17 protein-coding genes and 1 pseudogene are annotated in these 13,992 nt (G+C 67.4%); 13 read left to right on the top strand and 5 right to left on the bottom strand.

Annotation, left to right across the window (positions count from 1 at the left end):
* Nucleotides 1-69 precede the first annotated feature (69 nt).
* On the top strand, nucleotides 70-1,272 hold the full coding sequence (locus FPZ11_RS19810; protein ID WP_246846191.1) for a universal stress protein: 1,203 nt from the start codon (nucleotides 70-72) through the stop codon (nucleotides 1,270-1,272).
* 41 nt (nucleotides 1,273-1,313) lie between these two features.
* Here the strand turns inward: FPZ11_RS19810 and FPZ11_RS10640 are convergent, their stop codons facing one another.
* The 3 genes and pseudogenes from FPZ11_RS10640 to FPZ11_RS20430 form a co-directional block, all read right to left on the bottom strand.
* Nucleotides 1,314-1,505 (bottom strand): hypothetical protein, encoded by a 192-nt coding sequence (locus FPZ11_RS10640; protein ID WP_146320755.1) that lies wholly within the window; start codon nucleotides 1,503-1,505, stop codon nucleotides 1,314-1,316.
* 71 nt (nucleotides 1,506-1,576) lie between these two features.
* Nucleotides 1,577-1,738: a DUF7882 family protein gene (locus FPZ11_RS19265; protein WP_168203797.1), complete on the bottom strand. Its 162-nt coding sequence runs from the start codon at nucleotides 1,736-1,738 to the stop codon at nucleotides 1,577-1,579.
* A 94-nt stretch (nucleotides 1,739-1,832) separates the two neighbouring features.
* Nucleotides 1,833-1,898, bottom strand: a pseudogene (locus tag FPZ11_RS20430) (hypothetical protein); the annotation flags it as partial.
* Between the two features lie 127 nt (nucleotides 1,899-2,025).
* Between FPZ11_RS20430 and FPZ11_RS10635 the strand changes: the two are divergent.
* Nucleotides 2,026-2,688: a response regulator transcription factor gene (locus FPZ11_RS10635; RefSeq protein WP_210415839.1), complete on the top strand. Its 663-nt coding sequence runs from the start codon at nucleotides 2,026-2,028 to the stop codon at nucleotides 2,686-2,688.
* A 69-nt stretch (nucleotides 2,689-2,757) separates the two neighbouring features.
* Here the strand turns inward: FPZ11_RS10635 and FPZ11_RS10630 are convergent, their stop codons facing one another.
* Entirely contained in the window at nucleotides 2,758-3,978 is a 1,221-nt protein-coding gene (locus FPZ11_RS10630) for an MFS transporter (protein ID WP_246846190.1), read from the bottom strand.
* Nucleotides 3,979-4,443: 465 nt separating this feature from the next.
* Here FPZ11_RS10630 and FPZ11_RS10625 point away from each other — a divergent pair, with 465 nt between their 5' ends.
* The 4 genes from FPZ11_RS10625 to FPZ11_RS10610 all read left to right on the top strand — a co-directional run bounded on the left by FPZ11_RS10625 (nucleotide 4,444) and on the right by FPZ11_RS10610 (nucleotide 6,774).
* Nucleotides 4,444-5,010 (top strand): hypothetical protein, encoded by a 567-nt coding sequence (locus FPZ11_RS10625; RefSeq protein ID WP_146320751.1) that lies wholly within the window; start codon nucleotides 4,444-4,446, stop codon nucleotides 5,008-5,010.
* Nucleotides 5,011-5,192: 182 nt separating this feature from the next.
* Nucleotides 5,193-5,558, top strand: a complete 366-nt coding sequence (locus FPZ11_RS10620; RefSeq protein ID WP_146320749.1) for a DUF7882 family protein — start codon at nucleotides 5,193-5,195, stop codon at nucleotides 5,556-5,558.
* 63 nt (nucleotides 5,559-5,621) lie between these two features.
* Nucleotides 5,622-5,996, top strand: coding sequence for a DUF7882 family protein (locus tag FPZ11_RS10615; protein WP_146320747.1), 375 nt, complete (start codon nucleotides 5,622-5,624; stop codon nucleotides 5,994-5,996).
* 112 nt (nucleotides 5,997-6,108) lie between these two features.
* A complete protein-coding gene (locus tag FPZ11_RS10610) occupies nucleotides 6,109-6,774 on the top strand; it encodes a DUF1345 domain-containing protein (RefSeq protein ID WP_146320745.1) in 666 nt (221 codons plus the stop codon).
* A gap of 97 nt (nucleotides 6,775-6,871) precedes the next feature.
* Here the strand turns inward: FPZ11_RS10610 and FPZ11_RS19260 are convergent, their stop codons facing one another.
* The gene (locus FPZ11_RS19260) at nucleotides 6,872-7,030 is read right to left on the bottom strand and encodes a hypothetical protein (protein WP_168203687.1); all 159 of its coding nucleotides are present in this window, start codon (nucleotides 7,028-7,030) and stop codon (nucleotides 6,872-6,874) included.
* Nucleotides 7,031-7,250: 220 nt separating this feature from the next.
* On the opposite strand from FPZ11_RS19260, the gene FPZ11_RS10605 reads away from it, so the two are divergent.
* The 7 genes from FPZ11_RS10605 to FPZ11_RS10575 all read left to right on the top strand — a co-directional run bounded on the left by FPZ11_RS10605 (nucleotide 7,251) and on the right by FPZ11_RS10575 (nucleotide 13,962).
* A complete protein-coding gene (locus tag FPZ11_RS10605; protein ID WP_246846189.1) occupies nucleotides 7,251-7,802 on the top strand; it encodes a hypothetical protein in 552 nt (183 codons plus the stop codon).
* Nucleotides 7,799-8,548 carry a gluconate 2-dehydrogenase subunit 3 family protein gene (locus FPZ11_RS10600; RefSeq protein WP_146320743.1) on the top strand — a complete coding sequence of 250 codons (750 nt, stop codon included), beginning with the start codon at nucleotides 7,799-7,801 and terminating at the stop codon, nucleotides 8,546-8,548. Before FPZ11_RS10605 ends, FPZ11_RS10600 begins: the two co-directional genes overlap by 4 nt.
* Nucleotides 8,545-10,170, top strand: a complete 1,626-nt coding sequence (locus FPZ11_RS10595) for a GMC family oxidoreductase (protein ID WP_246846188.1) — start codon at nucleotides 8,545-8,547, stop codon at nucleotides 10,168-10,170. Before FPZ11_RS10600 ends, FPZ11_RS10595 begins: the two co-directional genes overlap by 4 nt.
* 100 nt (nucleotides 10,171-10,270) lie before the next feature.
* Nucleotides 10,271-12,118 carry a thiamine pyrophosphate-requiring protein gene (locus tag FPZ11_RS10590; protein ID WP_146320741.1) on the top strand — a complete coding sequence of 616 codons (1,848 nt, stop codon included), beginning with the start codon at nucleotides 10,271-10,273 and terminating at the stop codon, nucleotides 12,116-12,118.
* A 34-nt stretch (nucleotides 12,119-12,152) separates the two neighbouring features.
* Nucleotides 12,153-13,298, top strand: a complete 1,146-nt coding sequence (locus FPZ11_RS10585; RefSeq protein ID WP_146320739.1) for an enolase C-terminal domain-like protein — start codon at nucleotides 12,153-12,155, stop codon at nucleotides 13,296-13,298.
* A gap of 3 nt (nucleotides 13,299-13,301) precedes the next feature.
* Nucleotides 13,302-13,625 (top strand): hypothetical protein, encoded by a 324-nt coding sequence (locus tag FPZ11_RS10580; protein WP_146320737.1) that lies wholly within the window; start codon nucleotides 13,302-13,304, stop codon nucleotides 13,623-13,625.
* Nucleotides 13,626-13,701: 76 nt separating this feature from the next.
* Nucleotides 13,702-13,962 (top strand): DUF7218 family protein, encoded by a 261-nt coding sequence (locus tag FPZ11_RS10575; RefSeq protein WP_146320735.1) that lies wholly within the window; start codon nucleotides 13,702-13,704, stop codon nucleotides 13,960-13,962.
* Nucleotides 13,963-13,992 lie beyond the last annotated feature (30 nt).

The raw sequence follows: 13,992 nt of genomic DNA, 5'->3' as shown, positions 1-13,992 counted from the left end.
CGGGCGGAGCGGTTCGAGCAGAACCGTTCGTGCCGAGCGATTCACCGTCGACTCATCGAGGAGCGCACCATGGTCGAGGCCATCTCCACCAAGCGATTTCACGAGCTGGTTCCCGGCGACACGTGGCACCGGGTCTACGGCGGTGCCACCGCCTACTTCGCGACCGGCTCTTTCGACAAGGGCGTCGAGTTCGTGCACGAGATCGGCAGACTTGCTGATGCCGCGAACCACCATCCCGACGTCGACTTGCGCTATCCCGGTGTCACCGTGCGCATCATGACGCACGAGATCTCCGACCTGAGTGAGCGCGATGCCGCCCTCGCGGCGCAGATCTCGGATGCGGCGCGCCGACTCGGAATCGCGGCAGACGCCACGCAGGTGCACACCTCGAAACTCGCGATCGATGCCATGGACATCCCGCTCGTGCTGCCGTTCTGGCAGGCGGTGCTGGGCTACGAGCGCGTCGGAGAGGTGAGCCTCCGCGACCCGCGCGGCATCGGAACGCCCCTCTGGTTCCAGCAGATGGATGCCCCGCGGTCGCAGCGCAATCGCATCCACGTCGATCTCGCCCTGCCCCGTGCCCTGGCACAGGCTCGCATCGATGCCGCGCTCGCCGCGGGCGGACACCTCGTGACAGAGGAGTTCGCACCGCACTGGTACACGCTGGCCGATGCCGAGAGCAACGAGATCGATCTCGCGCCCTGGGTCGACGACACCGACTGGGACGACGAGGACGAAGACGGCCTGGCGAGCTTCGATCCTGACGCCGCTTCACCCTTCTCGGTGGTGGCGCGTGCAGCACGGGCGGCGCATGCTGGAGTCATGAGCGAGACAACCGAGACCACCCCCGCCGGCTCCGACACACCGAAGATCATCGTGGGCGTCGACGGATCGGAACAGTCCATCGTCGCGCTGCGTCAGGCCGACCGGCTTTCGCGGCTGCTCGGTGCGCGCATCGAGGCGGTGACCACCTGGACGTATCCGGTGGCGATGTCGCCGTACGCCATCACGTCAGAGCCGACCTTCGAGCAGATCGCCGAGCAGACTCTCGACGAGTCGCTCACCGAGGCCTACGGCTCGGACCGCCCGGCCCTGCTGACCACGGTCGTTCAGCACGGGCATCCCGCTCAGGTGCTCATCGAGCGCAGCACGGGCGCGGAGATGCTGGTGCTCGGGTCGCGCGGCCGCGGCGGCTTCAAGGGCCTGCTGCTCGGCTCGGTGAGTTCGGAGTGCGCGTCGCACGCGAACTGCCCCGTGCTCATCGTGCGCTGAAGCACAGTGATTCGCGCTGGCGCGAGGTGATCCGCCACGCGTCAGGAATGCTTCGACTCGTCGCGGGCCTTGCGCACGCCGTAAGGCACCGCGATGAGGACGACCGCTGCGATGAGCGCGACGGGGATGAGCAGCGCGATCAGCTTGAAGACCACCACGCCCAGCACGAACAGGGCGCCGATCACGGCGAGGACCCACAGCACGGGCCGCCAGTACATGCGCATGGTGGGCATCGTACGCTCCGTGGTCGAGCGGGGACCGGGCATTCACGACCGTGGATTCCGATGGCGGTGGGCGGTCGGGTTCACACCCTCACGCGGAATCGCGCGGGTGCGCCGTCCTCGCCGACCACGAAGAGGCCCTGAGGACCCGTGGCCGCGTTCTGCAACCGCTGGAGCCACTCCTTGTCGAGGGGCTGCGCCTGACCCTCGGAGTACTCGAAGTAGACGGGGTTGCGGCTCGTCATCCAGAGAGACCGGCGGTGATCCTCTTCGTGCTCCCTGGTCGAGCCAGATGAGCAGGAACGATTCCCAGCGTCGGAACTTGTTCACGATCACTGTTTCGAGATGGGCAAGGGTGCGGTCGTCGACCTCGATCTGAAGAGGTCCGTGGATGAGCTTTCCCATCTCTCGCCTTCGTGTGGTGCGGGCGCACGGGTCGGGAGCGCCCGCTGCGCATGAGAAATACGGTAGGGAATCTCAGCCGCGACATCTTCACCCCTAAGGGTGAAGACCTCGGTCATAGAGTGAGGTGATGGTGATCAGCGTTGCCCTCATCAACGATTACGAGGTCGTCGTGCGCGGCGTCGCCTCGATGCTCCGCGAGTATCAGTCGCGCTTCAGGGTCGTCGAGCTGGATGCCAACCGGCACGTCAGCGAGCCGGTCGACATCGCCCTCTACGACACGTTCGCCTCCCAGCAGGGCGACCGGGATCGCGTGCGCGATCTCGTGCAGAACAGCCTGATCGGCAGGGTGGTCGTCTACTCGTGGAACGTCGACGACGACCTGGTTCGCGCGGCGACGGCGAACGGGGCCCACGGATACCTCTCCAAAGGGCTGCCCGCGCGTGAGGTCGCGGCGGCGCTGGAGAGCATCCATGCCGGATCGGGCGGCGTCTTCACGGCATCCTCGGGCCCCGCGGTCACGGCGGGCGATTGGCCAGGACGGGAAGAGGGCCTGACCTCGCGCGAGGCGGAGGTGCTCGCCCTCATCACGCAGGGCATGTCGAACAGCGAGATCGCCGAGCAGGCGCACCTCTCGATCAACTCGGTGAAGACCTACATCCGCAGCTGCTATCGCCGCATCGGCGTCACCAGCCGCACCCAGGCGGTGCTCTGGGGTGTCGAGCACGGCTTTCGCCCCGACAGTGTGAAGATCACCGGTGCGGCGGCCGAGCGCAGTCCGCGCACCTCCTGATCGAGACGCGATTCCTGATCGAGACGCGATTCGTCTCGTCGCCCCGACACGCGGTCTGCGCCGTCTGCCTCACGCGGACTGCGACAGAGGCTCTGCGATGTCCTCCAGCGACCTGTTCTCCGCATCGACGCCGAGGAACACCTCCACGAGACCGGCGGCGATCATGAGCCCGGCGCCGATGAAGTAGCCGAGGGCGACGGCACTGATACCGATCGAGACGAACTGCCCGAACAGCAGCGGCCCGATGATTCCGCCGAGGCCGGTGCCGACGGCGTAGAAGAAGGCGATGGCCATGGCACGCGTCTCCATCGGGAAGATCTCGCTCACCGTGAGGTAGGCGGCGCTCGCGCCGGCCGAGGCGAAGAAGAACACGATGACCCAGCACACCGTGAGCCAGGTCGCATCGAGAATGCGCAGGTCGAAGAGGATTCCCGTGCCCACCAACAGCACCCCGCTGCCGATGTAGCAGACCGAGATCATCACCCGACGTCCGATCGAGTCGAACAGTCGACCCAGCAGAGCCGGCCCGAGGAAGTTGCCGACGGCGATCGGCACGAGAGCCCACGGCGCCAGGTCGTCTGGCACCTTGAGGAGCTGGGTCAGCACCAGAGCGTAGGTGAAGAAGACCGCGTTGTAGAGGAATGCCTGCCCGATGAACAGTGAAAGGCCCAGCACGAACCGCTTCGGATACTTCGTCACCGCCACCCGCGCGATCTCGCCGAAGCCGGTCGAGCGACGCTGGTGGATCTCGATCGCCTCGTCGTCGTCGACAGCGGACAGCTTCTCGCCCGTGTCGTCTTCGACCTCGGACTCGATCTCGGCCACGTTCTTCTCGGCGTCGTCGTCGTAGCCGTGGATGAACATCCATCTCGGCGACTCTGGCACGTTGCGCCGGACCAGCAGGATGGTCAGCCCGAGCACGGCGCCGAGCCCGAACGCCAGGCGCCAGCCGACGTTCGGCGCGAAGATGCTCGTGTTCAGCAGCACGACGGTGAGCATGGCTCCGAAGGCGGTGCCGAGCCAGTACGAGCCGTTGATCGCCAGGTCGACGACGCCGCGGCGCTTCGCAGGGATGAGCTCGTCGATCGCCGAGTTGATGGCCGAGTACTCGCCGCCGATGCCAGCCCCTGTGAAGAACCGGCAGGCGAAGAAGAAGAGGGGCGTGAACGAGAAGGCCGTCGCCACGGTGGCCAGCAGGTAGAGGCCGAGCGTGATCATGAAGAGCTTCTTGCGGCCGAACCGGTCGGTCAGGTAGCCGAAGACCAGTGCGCCGATGCAGGCACCAGCCACGTAGACAGCCGCCGCGAGGCCGACTTCCCCCTGGCGTGAGGCCCAACCCGCTGGACTTCTCCGTGAGGCGGCTGCCGATGGCGCCGACGATCGTCACCTCGAGGCCGTCGAGAATCCAGACGGTGCCGAGCCCGATGACCACCATCCAGTGCCAGCGCGACCACGGCAGCCTGTCGAGTCGCGCGGGGATCGTGGTGCTGACGGTCTTCAGTTCGCGTTGCGGCATGACTCCCCCTCGAACCGCGCCGCCCGTGGCTGCGCGTGAACGCAGGCTAAGAAGGCAGCGCGACCCGGCTCAACCGGTTGCCGTCCCGCGTCGAAGGCGCTAGGCGCGCGCCTCCGGGGTCTACTGCGCGCGTCTCCGGGGTCTGCTGCACGTCGACCTGTTGCATATGGCCGGCATCACGACCTCCGCATGCCGTCAACCCCTGGCGAGTGGCGACGTCGCGAAGAACAGTGAGCGGCATGTCAGACGAACACAGCATCCAGAATCATGACGGTCTCCACGACGGTCTCGGCGGCCGACACGTCGCCGACGCGCAGCAAATCGCGCCGCACGACGACACGATCGATCCGGAGCCTCCGCTGAGCCCGGATCTTCCCGGGCGCCCAGGAGGGCCGACCCAGCCCGACGTTCCGCTCACGGACCCGCCGAGCACGCCGGGAGGCCCCGAGACGCCTCCCGTGCCGCAGGAGCCGAACCCGCCATCCCCCGACGAGCCGACTGTTCCGACCCCGGACGAACCGCAGTTCGGCGCCGGCGACGAGCAGGGAACGAGCAGTGCCGAGGAGAACTCGGAGCGGTTCGTGCACGGAGGCGACACGGAAGCCGACCTCAGCGTGCTCGCGAAGGATGCCGCGCATCCGTTCGATCAGACCAACGGCATCATCGATCGGCTAGAGGGCGACGCCGACGACCCGGAACGCGTCGAGGAGCGGCTCAACCCGAAGAACGATCGCGGACCCCTGTTCCCTGCGTCTCCGGGAAGCGACAGGGCGACGGACGACACGGACGGACAGAGCGATCGGTGACGGTCGTCGTTGACGCTGGCCGGCATTTCCAGGGAAGACTCAGACTCTGCAGACACCGCATAACCACGTGACACGCACATCGATCCGCGGATGTCAAGGGTCACCCGAACGGGGCACTTGCGGTTGCCAGCGGCTGCCTTTCGTTGTTGCCTTGAAGAGGTGAAAGGGGAAGGTGATCTTCCATGGGTGTATTGATATACGGGCCGCAGGACATCGAGTTCGACGACCGCCTACTGACACACCTCGAAATCGTGATCGTCAACAAGTTCCGGCGTCACGAGTCGTTTCTTCTGTCGTGGCTCGACGACCTGTCGGTCGGGAGCGGTCGCGCTTCGATGTGGATGGCATCCGAGGTTCCGGTGTACTTCAAGTACTGGGGCTCGCGAGTGCCATCGGTGAACAAGGAATGGTTGAGGATGCTCGAGCTCGGTGCGGAGAGTTCGCGCGGCCTCGTCGTTCTCGATGAAGAGGGCAAGCCCGCACATGCCGGCAGAGCAGGGCAGCGCCGCACCGATCGTCCGGTGAAGCGCGTGCACGAAGCTGCGTGAATTTCCGCGAAAGCGGCATGAATCTCAGTGGTGCCCATCTGCCGATGATGCGATCATCGGCAGATGGGCTTCCTGCTGTACAGCGACGGTTCCGAGTACGAGTTCGACGACCGTACGCTCGCCCACCTCAAGGTGGCGATCACATCGAAGCTCCGGCTGAAGGAGGGTTTCCTCCTCAGCTGGCGTGTGCCTGCCGAAGAAGGCGGCGGCCGCGTGAGCCTCTGGCTGAGCCCTGCCATCGCGTTGCAGTTCCGCTTTACTGACGCGACCCCACCAGCCCTGAACCGCAAATGGCTCGAAGGGCTGTCCAGATCGTCCCACGGCCCGCGCGGGATGATCGTGCTCAGCGAAGAGGACGCTGAGAAGCTGAGCGAAAGCGACCTCTCCGACCCTCAGGCGCAGAAGCACATTCAGAAGGCACTCGACGAAGTGGGCTGACCCACTTCGGTCTGAGAGCGGCCTGGCCCAAGGCCACCCGGCATGCTGTCAACCCCTGCACCGGCCCTCGCCGGCCGTCCACCGTGAGAGTACGAGTGGCGAGGAGGGTGCCATGGCGACGGGTGCGGCCAAGAAAAGACGATGGTTCGATCATCGCTCGCATCTGCGGCTTCTCGTGATGCTCGTGGTCGGCCTGCTGGTCGGCGGGCTCAGCGCGCTGCTCGGTGCAGAGGGCAACGCTCCGGTTCTCGGATGGGATGCCGCCTGCGTCGCCTACATCCTGTGGAGCTGGCTGTCGATACGTCGTCTCGATGACGAGGCGACGCGACAGCACGCCACGAAGGAAGACCCCACGCGGACATCGGCCGATGTCCTGCTCATCAGCGCGAGCATCGCAAGCCTCGGCGCGATAGCCATCGGGCTGGCCGAATCGCACTCGGGCGGCTCGCTCGCTCGGGCGATGTCTCCGGCTCTGGCCGTTGCGAGCGTGGCCCTCTCGTGGCTGCTGGTGCACATGCTCTTCACCCTGAGATACGCCAGGCTCTACTACACCGAGCCCGTCGGCGGTGTCGACTTCAACATGGACGAGCCTCCGCACTACGTGGACTTCGCCTATCTGGCGTTCACCGTCGGCATGACCTTCCAGGTCTCCGACACCGATCTGAACTCCCGGGAGATCCGCGCCGCCGTCTTGCGGCACATGCTGCTCTCATACCTGTTCGGCTCGGTGATCGTGGCGACGACGGTGAATCTCGTCGCCGGACTGGGCGCATCCTGAGCGCGAAGCCTCTGCGCTGCATCGTCCACACAAACCAAAGCACACATCGGCCGCCCCGCGGACGAATCCACGGGGCGGCCGACGGTCGCGCCTTGCCTCAGACGCTTCTTCGCAGCAGACGCACCAGGCCCACGACGACGGCGACGATCAAGATGACGATCCCGACCCAGAGCAGGAACTTGGCTGCACCGACGAAAATGCCGAGGAACAGCAGCACGAGTCCGACGATGAGCAGGATCACGGCGAGAGAAATCATGTCCGTACTCTTCCCTGTCGAACTGTCGGGCGAAACCCCTTGCCAGATCACCGCATCATGTGATTGAGGAGCGCGCGGCCTGTCTGCCTCGTCGTGCATGCGCCAGCGCACAGCCGGCCGCGCAGCATGCGCGCCGACGAGAGGAGGCGCGGCTGTTACAACGCGCTCGACGTTGACGCAACCACTCGACGCGAATCGGAAGAGCGCACAGCCTGGCGACATGGCCTCTTCGAACCACCGCTCCTCCGCAGGCTTCCACCCACTCGGCGCCCGGACGGCTGCGGATCGGCCGCTGCTCCGCACTCGGCGGCGTGCACATCCCAACCGTCCGGTCGTCGACGCCGTCTACGGGATCGACCATCTCGTTCGGAATGTGCGGCACGGGCGATTCGAACGCACGCTCTCGGCTCTGACGGCCGCGGGCGCCGCGGTGACGACGGTCGAGATCTACCTCGAACACGACAAGGCGAGCTTCGGCGACCCTTGGATGTGGGCGCCCATCGTGACCTGTCCGATCGGCGTGGCAGCCGGCGTCGCCGGACTCGCCAGCCATCGCCTGGCGAAGACCGCCCTGCCCGTGGCATCCCTCATCATTCTCGGCAACGGCCTGCAGGGTCTGTGGCTGCACGGCAGGGGCATCCACCAGAAGCCGGGCGGATGGCGCAATCTGCGCTACAACCTGGAGATGGGCCCGCCCCTGATCGCACCGCTCCTCGTCACGCTCGTCGGCGGCATGGGCCTGCTCGCCGCCGTGCTGCGGAGAGAGCGATGACCGAGCGTCGGCGACGCGGCGGCGCACAACCCACCAGCCTGCCGTTGTCGAAGGAGAACGGGGGCGGCAGGTATCCCGGCTTCGACGTGATGGCGCAGCAGAAGCACTGGGACACCGCCACGCGCGCCGCGATCCATGCGCGTCTGCACGGTCAGCCCGCCGTGCGCTTCTTCACGCAACTCGAGGAAGCGACGGCGAAGTGCCTGCTCGATCGTCTGGTCGGCCAGCGGGCGGAGCCGGGTGACACGACAGTCGACCTGGTTCGCATGGTCGACACTCGTCTCGCCGAGAATCAGACGGACGGCTGGCACTACGACACGATGCCGCGAGACTCGCAGGCGTGGCGGCAGTCACTCGAAGCGCTGAACGAGGATGCCCACGCCCGCTTCGGTCGCGACTTCGCCGAGTGCGCGTACGACGACCAGCGCGAGCTGATCGAGGCGGTGCGCACCTGGGAGAGCGACCGCTGGCACGATCTGCCGCCCGCGCAGGTGTGGAGCCTGTGGACGCGGTACGCGGCCACGGCCTTCTATTCGCACCCGGCGGTCTGGAACGAGATCGGCTTCGGAGGTCCGGCCTATCCGAGGGGATACAAGAACCTGGGGGTGGACAAGCTCGAACCGTTCGAGGTGCGGGATGCCCGCCCCAGCGACGACCCGCTGCGTCGGCCTGGAGAGGCCCGCGACGGACGCAGCGGTGTCACGCGTTCGACGGGACGGGCGGGGCGCGGCAAGGAGTCCGGGTGACGGTACGAGACCGCAACGAATCGGCGTGGCTGCTCACCGACCGCGGCGCGCTCGGCCACGGATTGCGACGCCGGATGCGCCACTTCGACGACGGCGACGAGCTCGACGCCGTCATCGTCGGCTGTGGAGCGGGCGGCGCGACCATGCTGCAGCGGCTGGCGCGCAAGGGGTGGCGGGTCGCGGCCCTCGAGGCCGGGCCGTTCTGGGACCCGGAGGAGGACTGGGTGAGCGACGAGGCGGCATCCCACCAGCTCTACTGGACGGAGCCGCGCGAGATCGGCGGCGACGACCCGGTGCCGCTCGGATCGAACAACTCGGGCCGTGGTGTCGGCGGATCCATGGTGCACTACGCCGGCTACACGCCGCGGTTCCACCCGAGCGACTTCCACACGCACTCGGCCGACGGCGTGGGCGCCGACTGGCCGATCGAATACGACGACCTGCGCACGTACTACGAACAGCTCGAGGCGGAGTTGCCAGTGGCGGGCGAAGACTGGCCATGGGGCGACCCGCACTCGTACCCGCACCGGCCGCACCCGGTCGGCAGCAACGGCGAAGTCTTCCTGCGCGGGGCCGAGCGCGCAGGCATCAGGGTCAAGGTGGGGCCGGTCGCGATCGCGAACGGACGCTTCGGCCACCGACCGCACTGCATCTACCGCGGCTTCTGCCTGCAGGGCTGCAAGGTGAATGCCAAGGCGTCGCCACTCATCACGCACATTCCGGACGCCCTCGCGCACGGCGCGGAGGTGCGCCCCGACTGCATGGTCACGGGTGTCGCCGTCGACGAGTTCACCGGGCGCGCGACGGGGGTGCGCTACGTGCGCGACGGGCGGGAACGGTTTCAGCGGGCATCCGTCGTCATCATCGCCGGCTATTCGATCGAGACCCCGCGGCTGCTGCTCAATTCCGCGAGCGCCCGCTTTCCCGACGGGCTGTGCAACGACTTCGACCAGGTGGGCCGCTACCTCATGGTGCAGGGCGCACCGCAGACGGCCGGCCGGTTCGACGAGGAGATCCGCATGTACAAGGCGCCCCCACCCGAGGTGAGCACCGAGGAGTTCTACGAGACCGACCCGGCGAAGCCGTACAAGCGCGGCTTCTCGGTGCAGACCATCTCGCCGCTGCCCATCACCTGGGCCGAGCACGTGATGGCGCAGGGCTACTGGGGTGACGAGTTCCGCAACTACATGAGCGACTACGTGCACTGGGCCTGCTTCGGTTCGCTGTGCGAGTTCCTCCCACTGCCGGACAACCGCGTCACGTTGGCCGAGGAAAAGGACCGCCACGGCATGCCGATCGCGCACTTCGCCTACAGCCAGTGCGACAACGACAGGAAGCTGATGGATGCCGCGCAGGCGGTGATGGAAGACATCCTCACCGCGGCGGGCGCCGACGAGGCCATCACCATCAAGCGCTACGCCCACCTCGTGGGAGGCGCACGCATGGCGAAGGATGAGGAGCACGGCGTGGTGGACGCCGACTGCCGCACCTTCGCCGTGCCCAATCTGTACATCGCCGACGGGAGCGTGCTGCCCACTCAGGGCAGCGCGAACCCGGCGCTGACGATCATGGCGGTCGCCGCCCGCGCCGCCGACCGGATGGCACGACATGCCGTCGGTTGAGGCGTTCCCGCGGTTTGGGGGGTCCCGCGAAGCGGCGCGTCTCGAAACCCGCAGATCGGCGCGGACGGCGGCAAGGACCGAATGACGAAGGAGGAGACACATGGCTGACACGGTGAGCGACGTCATCATTCGACGGCTGAAGGACTGGGGCGTGACCCGGGTGTTCGGGTTTCCCGGCGACGGCATCGGCGCCTTCGACGGCGCACTGGGCAAGGCCGAGCGCGAGGGAGAGGGCATCGAGTACATCAGGCCGACGCACGAGGAGATCTGCGCCCTGATGGCCACGGCGCACGCCAAGTTCACCGGGGAGGTCGGTGTGTGCGTCGCCACGTCGAGCCCAGGCGGATTCCACATGGTCAACGGCCTCTACGACGCGCAGATGGACAACCAGCCCGTCGTCGCGATCGTCGGGCAGCAGGGGCTGGCATCCCTCGGCACATTCGGTCAGCAGGAGAGCAACCTCGAGCGGGTCTTCCAAGACGTGGCCTGCTACGTGCAGACCATCGTGAGCCCCGCGCAGGCCGAGGCCGTGATCGACACCGCCTTCCGCACCGCGCGGGCGAGGCTTCAGCCCGCGGTCGTCGTGCTCCCGCACGATGTGCAGGCGATGAAGGCGGTGACGCCGCCCGTCGCGCACTGGGTGTCGCGCGCGAGCCGGGTGCCGGCATCCTCTGCCATCACGCCCCCCGAGGAGGAGCTGCGCAAGGCCGCCGACATCCTGAACGCGGGCGAGCGGGTCACGCTGCTGGTCGGCGCGGGCGCGCAGGGCGCCACCGACGAGGTGCTCAAGGTGGCCGAGCTCACCGGCGCGGGCATCATCACCGCGTTGCGCGGTAAGGATGTCGTTCCCGGCGACATCCCGCATCACACGCAGCAGGTCGGCCTGCTCGGCTCCCTGCCGAGCCTGCACCAGATGCACGAGTGCGACACGCTGCTCATGCTCGGCACGAACTATCCGTATGCGGAGTTCCTGCCGGAGACGGGTGCTGCGCGCGGCATCCAGATCGACCTGAAGCCCGAGCAGTTGGGGCTGCGTTACCCGACCGAGGTGAATCTGTGGGGTGACGTTCGCGCCACGCTGCAGGCGCTCATCCCGATGCTCGAGCCCACGAGCGACCCGTCGTGGCAGCGCACGATCGCCGACGAGATGCGCGGCTGGGAGCGCGAAGAAGAGGCCGAGGCGATGGCGCACTACGACGACGGGGCGAACCCGCGCCGCTTCTACTACGAGTTGAACAAGCGACTGCCGGATGGCGTGATCGTCACGGCGGATGCCGGCACCACCGCCGACTGGTACGCCCACCACCTGCGGTTCAAGCGCGGCATGCGCGGCGACCTCTCCGGCCGGCTCGCCACCATGCTCGCGGCCATGCCGTACGCCACGGCGGCGAAGTTCGCCTACCCCGACCGACCGGTGATCTGCACGATCGGCGATGGCGCCTTCCAGATGCTCGGCATGAACGAGCTGATCACGCTGAAGAAGTACCTCGGCAGGTTCTCCAACAAGCAGTTCGTCGTGCTCGTGATGCACAACAACGACCTCGGCCAGGTGTCGTGGGAGATGCGCACCGAAGACGCCGACCCGGTGTGGCGCACCGCCCAGGACGTCGAGTCGATCGACTACGCCGGCTACGCCCGCCTGCTCGGCTTTCAGGGCATTCGGGTGGAGAAGAACGAGGATGCCGCATCAGCCATCGAGACCGCACTCGCGTACGAGGGAGTCACGCTCATCGACGCCATCGTGAGTCGCAACATCCCGCCGCTGCCACCCGACATCACCAAGGAGTACGCGAAGAACACGGGCCTGGCCCTGCTCAAGGGCGACCCGTTCGAGTTCGACGTGATCCGCGACTCGGCGACGGCGCTCGCCACGGAGGGCATCGAGCGCGTGAAGGGTGCGCTGCATCTGGGACGGGGTGGCAAGCACTCCGACGAGTCGCAGCAGTGAACGTCGCCGGCGAGAGTCCGAGGTGAGCGACAACATGACCGACGCAGCGGCGCACGGCTCGGCCGAATCGGCGATTCGTGCCGTTCGCGCCTCCACCTACACGATTCCCACCACCTTCGACGGCGAACCCACGCCCGAGTCCGACGGCACGATCGGCTGGGACTCGACCGGCGTGCTCGTCGTGGAGCTCGACGTCGGAGGGTGCACGGGCATGGGGTATGCCTCTGCGTCGCCGGCCGCCCTGGGGGTCGTGCGGGACGTGCTCGCCGACGTCGTGCTCGGTGGCGACGTGTTCGCGGCGCCGCGGTTGTTCTGGAACATGGCGGCAGCGGTGCGCAACGTCGGCTGGCGCGGCATCGCGGCCGGCGCCATCTCGGCGATCGACGTCGCCGTGCACGATGCCGCGGCGCAGCTGCTGGGGGTTCCGCTGCTCGCGGTGCTCGGGGCATCCAGAAGCAGCATTCCCGTCTACGGCAGCGGCGGCTTCACGTCGTACAGCGATGCTCAACTGCGCGCGCAGCTGAGCGGGTGGGCCGAGCGGGGCATCCGTGCCGTCAAGATCAAGGTCGGGTCGGATGCCGCAGCCGACCCTGCGAGGGTGCGCACGGCTCGCGAGGCGATCGGCGACGACGTCGAGCTCTTCGTCGACGCGAACGGAGCCTACGACCGCAAAGAGGCACTCGCGCTCGCCGAGCGCTTCGCCGACGAGGCGCGGGTGAGCTGGTTCGAGGAACCCGTGTCGAGCGACGACCTCGACGGTCTGCGGCTGCTGCGCGACCGTGCGCCGGCGGGCATGCAGATCGCGGCGGGCGAGTACGGCTACACGCCGGCCGACTTCCGCGCGCTCCTCACCGCCGGAGCCGTCGATGTGCTGCAGGCGGATGCCACGCGGTGCGGCGGCGTCACCGGCTTCGCCAACGCCGCCCAGCAGTGCGTCGCCTGGGGGCTGCCGCTCAGCGCCCACACGGCGCCCGCGCTGCACGCGACGCTCGCGTCGGCAGCCCGGCCCGCGGTACACGTCGAGTACTTCCACGATCACGCGCTGATCGAGCCGCTGCTCTTCGACGGCGTGCCCGAGCTGGTCGATGGATGCCTCGTGCCCGACCTCTCGAGCCCGGGTCACGGCATCCGCATCAGCGGCCGCGGCCACGAGTACCGAACCGCTGAATGGAGGTCGTGAACCATGCCACGAAAATCCGATGCGTCGGCGGATCCGACCCTGGTGCGCAACCAGTCCGCCCTGCGCACGTCGTCAGGGCGCGTGTGGTTGGTGGTCGGCGGCATCCTCGCGGCCGTGTGCATCATCGTGCTGCTCGTGCAGTGGGGCAACAGTGTGCCGCTGGCCGCCATCGGAGCCGTCGTCGTCGCCCTGTTCTACGCGGCGATGATCGTCGTTCGTTACCTGCTGCCGTCACCGCCGCGGCTCGTGGTACTCGCCTGTCTTTTCGCCGCCATGCCCGTCTGGACCATCATCTGGCTCTTCGTCATCGTCGCCCGGGTGACATGAGCTGATGTGAAAGTCAACCCGTCGAGCCGTGGCGACGAGGCGTGAACACTGCCAGAAGAAGCAGAGGAGGACTGACATGCCAGGACGACCGAGTCTGAAAGATCCGAAGCTCTACGACGAGTTGCGAGAGGACGGCGCATCGGAAGAGAAGGCGGCGCGCATCTCCAACTCGGCAGCGAAGCGCGGGCGATCCAAGGTCGGAAGCGAGGGCGGCAAATCGCCGTCGTACGAGAAGTGGACTGTGGCTGACCTGCGTCATCGGGCCAAGGAGTTGGGGCTCCACGGCTATTCGCACAAGAACAAAGACGAAGTCATCCACATGCTGCGGCATCACTGACGCAGCACCGCCTCGCGGCGCCCGGGCCGA

Origin of the sequence: Humibacter ginsenosidimutans, assembly GCF_007859675.1 — a bacterium.
Taxonomy (GTDB): Bacteria; Actinomycetota; Actinomycetes; order Actinomycetales; family Microbacteriaceae; genus Humibacter; species Humibacter ginsenosidimutans.
This window is presented reverse-complemented; position numbering and strand designations above follow the sequence as displayed.

What these genes read in the sequence shown, in the direction of transcription:
- FPZ11_RS10625 (WP_146320751.1), top strand. Translation starts at nt 4,444, where the DNA reads ATGTCAGACGAACACAGCATCCAGAATCATGACGGTCTCCACGACGGT.
- FPZ11_RS10640 (WP_146320755.1), bottom strand. Translation starts at nt 1,505, where the DNA reads ATGCCCACCATGCGCATGTACTGGCGGCCCGTGCTGTGGGTCCTCGCC.
- FPZ11_RS19260 (WP_168203687.1), bottom strand. Translation starts at nt 7,030, where the DNA reads ATGATTTCTCTCGCCGTGATCCTGCTCATCGTCGGACTCGTGCTGCTG.
- FPZ11_RS10575 (WP_146320735.1), top strand. Translation starts at nt 13,702, where the DNA reads ATGCCAGGACGACCGAGTCTGAAAGATCCGAAGCTCTACGACGAGTTG.
- FPZ11_RS10590 (WP_146320741.1), top strand. Translation starts at nt 10,271, where the DNA reads ATGGCTGACACGGTGAGCGACGTCATCATTCGACGGCTGAAGGACTGG.
- FPZ11_RS10610 (WP_146320745.1), top strand. Translation starts at nt 6,109, where the DNA reads ATGGCGACGGGTGCGGCCAAGAAAAGACGATGGTTCGATCATCGCTCG.
- FPZ11_RS10615 (WP_146320747.1), top strand. Translation starts at nt 5,622, where the DNA reads ATGGGCTTCCTGCTGTACAGCGACGGTTCCGAGTACGAGTTCGACGAC.
- FPZ11_RS19810 (WP_246846191.1), top strand. Translation starts at nt 70, where the DNA reads ATGGTCGAGGCCATCTCCACCAAGCGATTTCACGAGCTGGTTCCCGGC.
- FPZ11_RS10580 (WP_146320737.1), top strand. Translation starts at nt 13,302, where the DNA reads ATGCCACGAAAATCCGATGCGTCGGCGGATCCGACCCTGGTGCGCAAC.
- FPZ11_RS10620 (WP_146320749.1), top strand. Translation starts at nt 5,193, where the DNA reads ATGGGTGTATTGATATACGGGCCGCAGGACATCGAGTTCGACGACCGC.
- FPZ11_RS10600 (WP_146320743.1), top strand. Translation starts at nt 7,799, where the DNA reads ATGACCGAGCGTCGGCGACGCGGCGGCGCACAACCCACCAGCCTGCCG.
- FPZ11_RS10605 (WP_246846189.1), top strand. Translation starts at nt 7,251, where the DNA reads ATGGCCTCTTCGAACCACCGCTCCTCCGCAGGCTTCCACCCACTCGGC.
- FPZ11_RS19265 (WP_168203797.1), bottom strand. Translation starts at nt 1,738, where the DNA reads ATGACGAGCCGCAACCCCGTCTACTTCGAGTACTCCGAGGGTCAGGCG.
- FPZ11_RS10635 (WP_210415839.1), top strand. Translation starts at nt 2,026, where the DNA reads ATGGTGATCAGCGTTGCCCTCATCAACGATTACGAGGTCGTCGTGCGC.
- FPZ11_RS10585 (WP_146320739.1), top strand. Translation starts at nt 12,153, where the DNA reads ATGACCGACGCAGCGGCGCACGGCTCGGCCGAATCGGCGATTCGTGCC.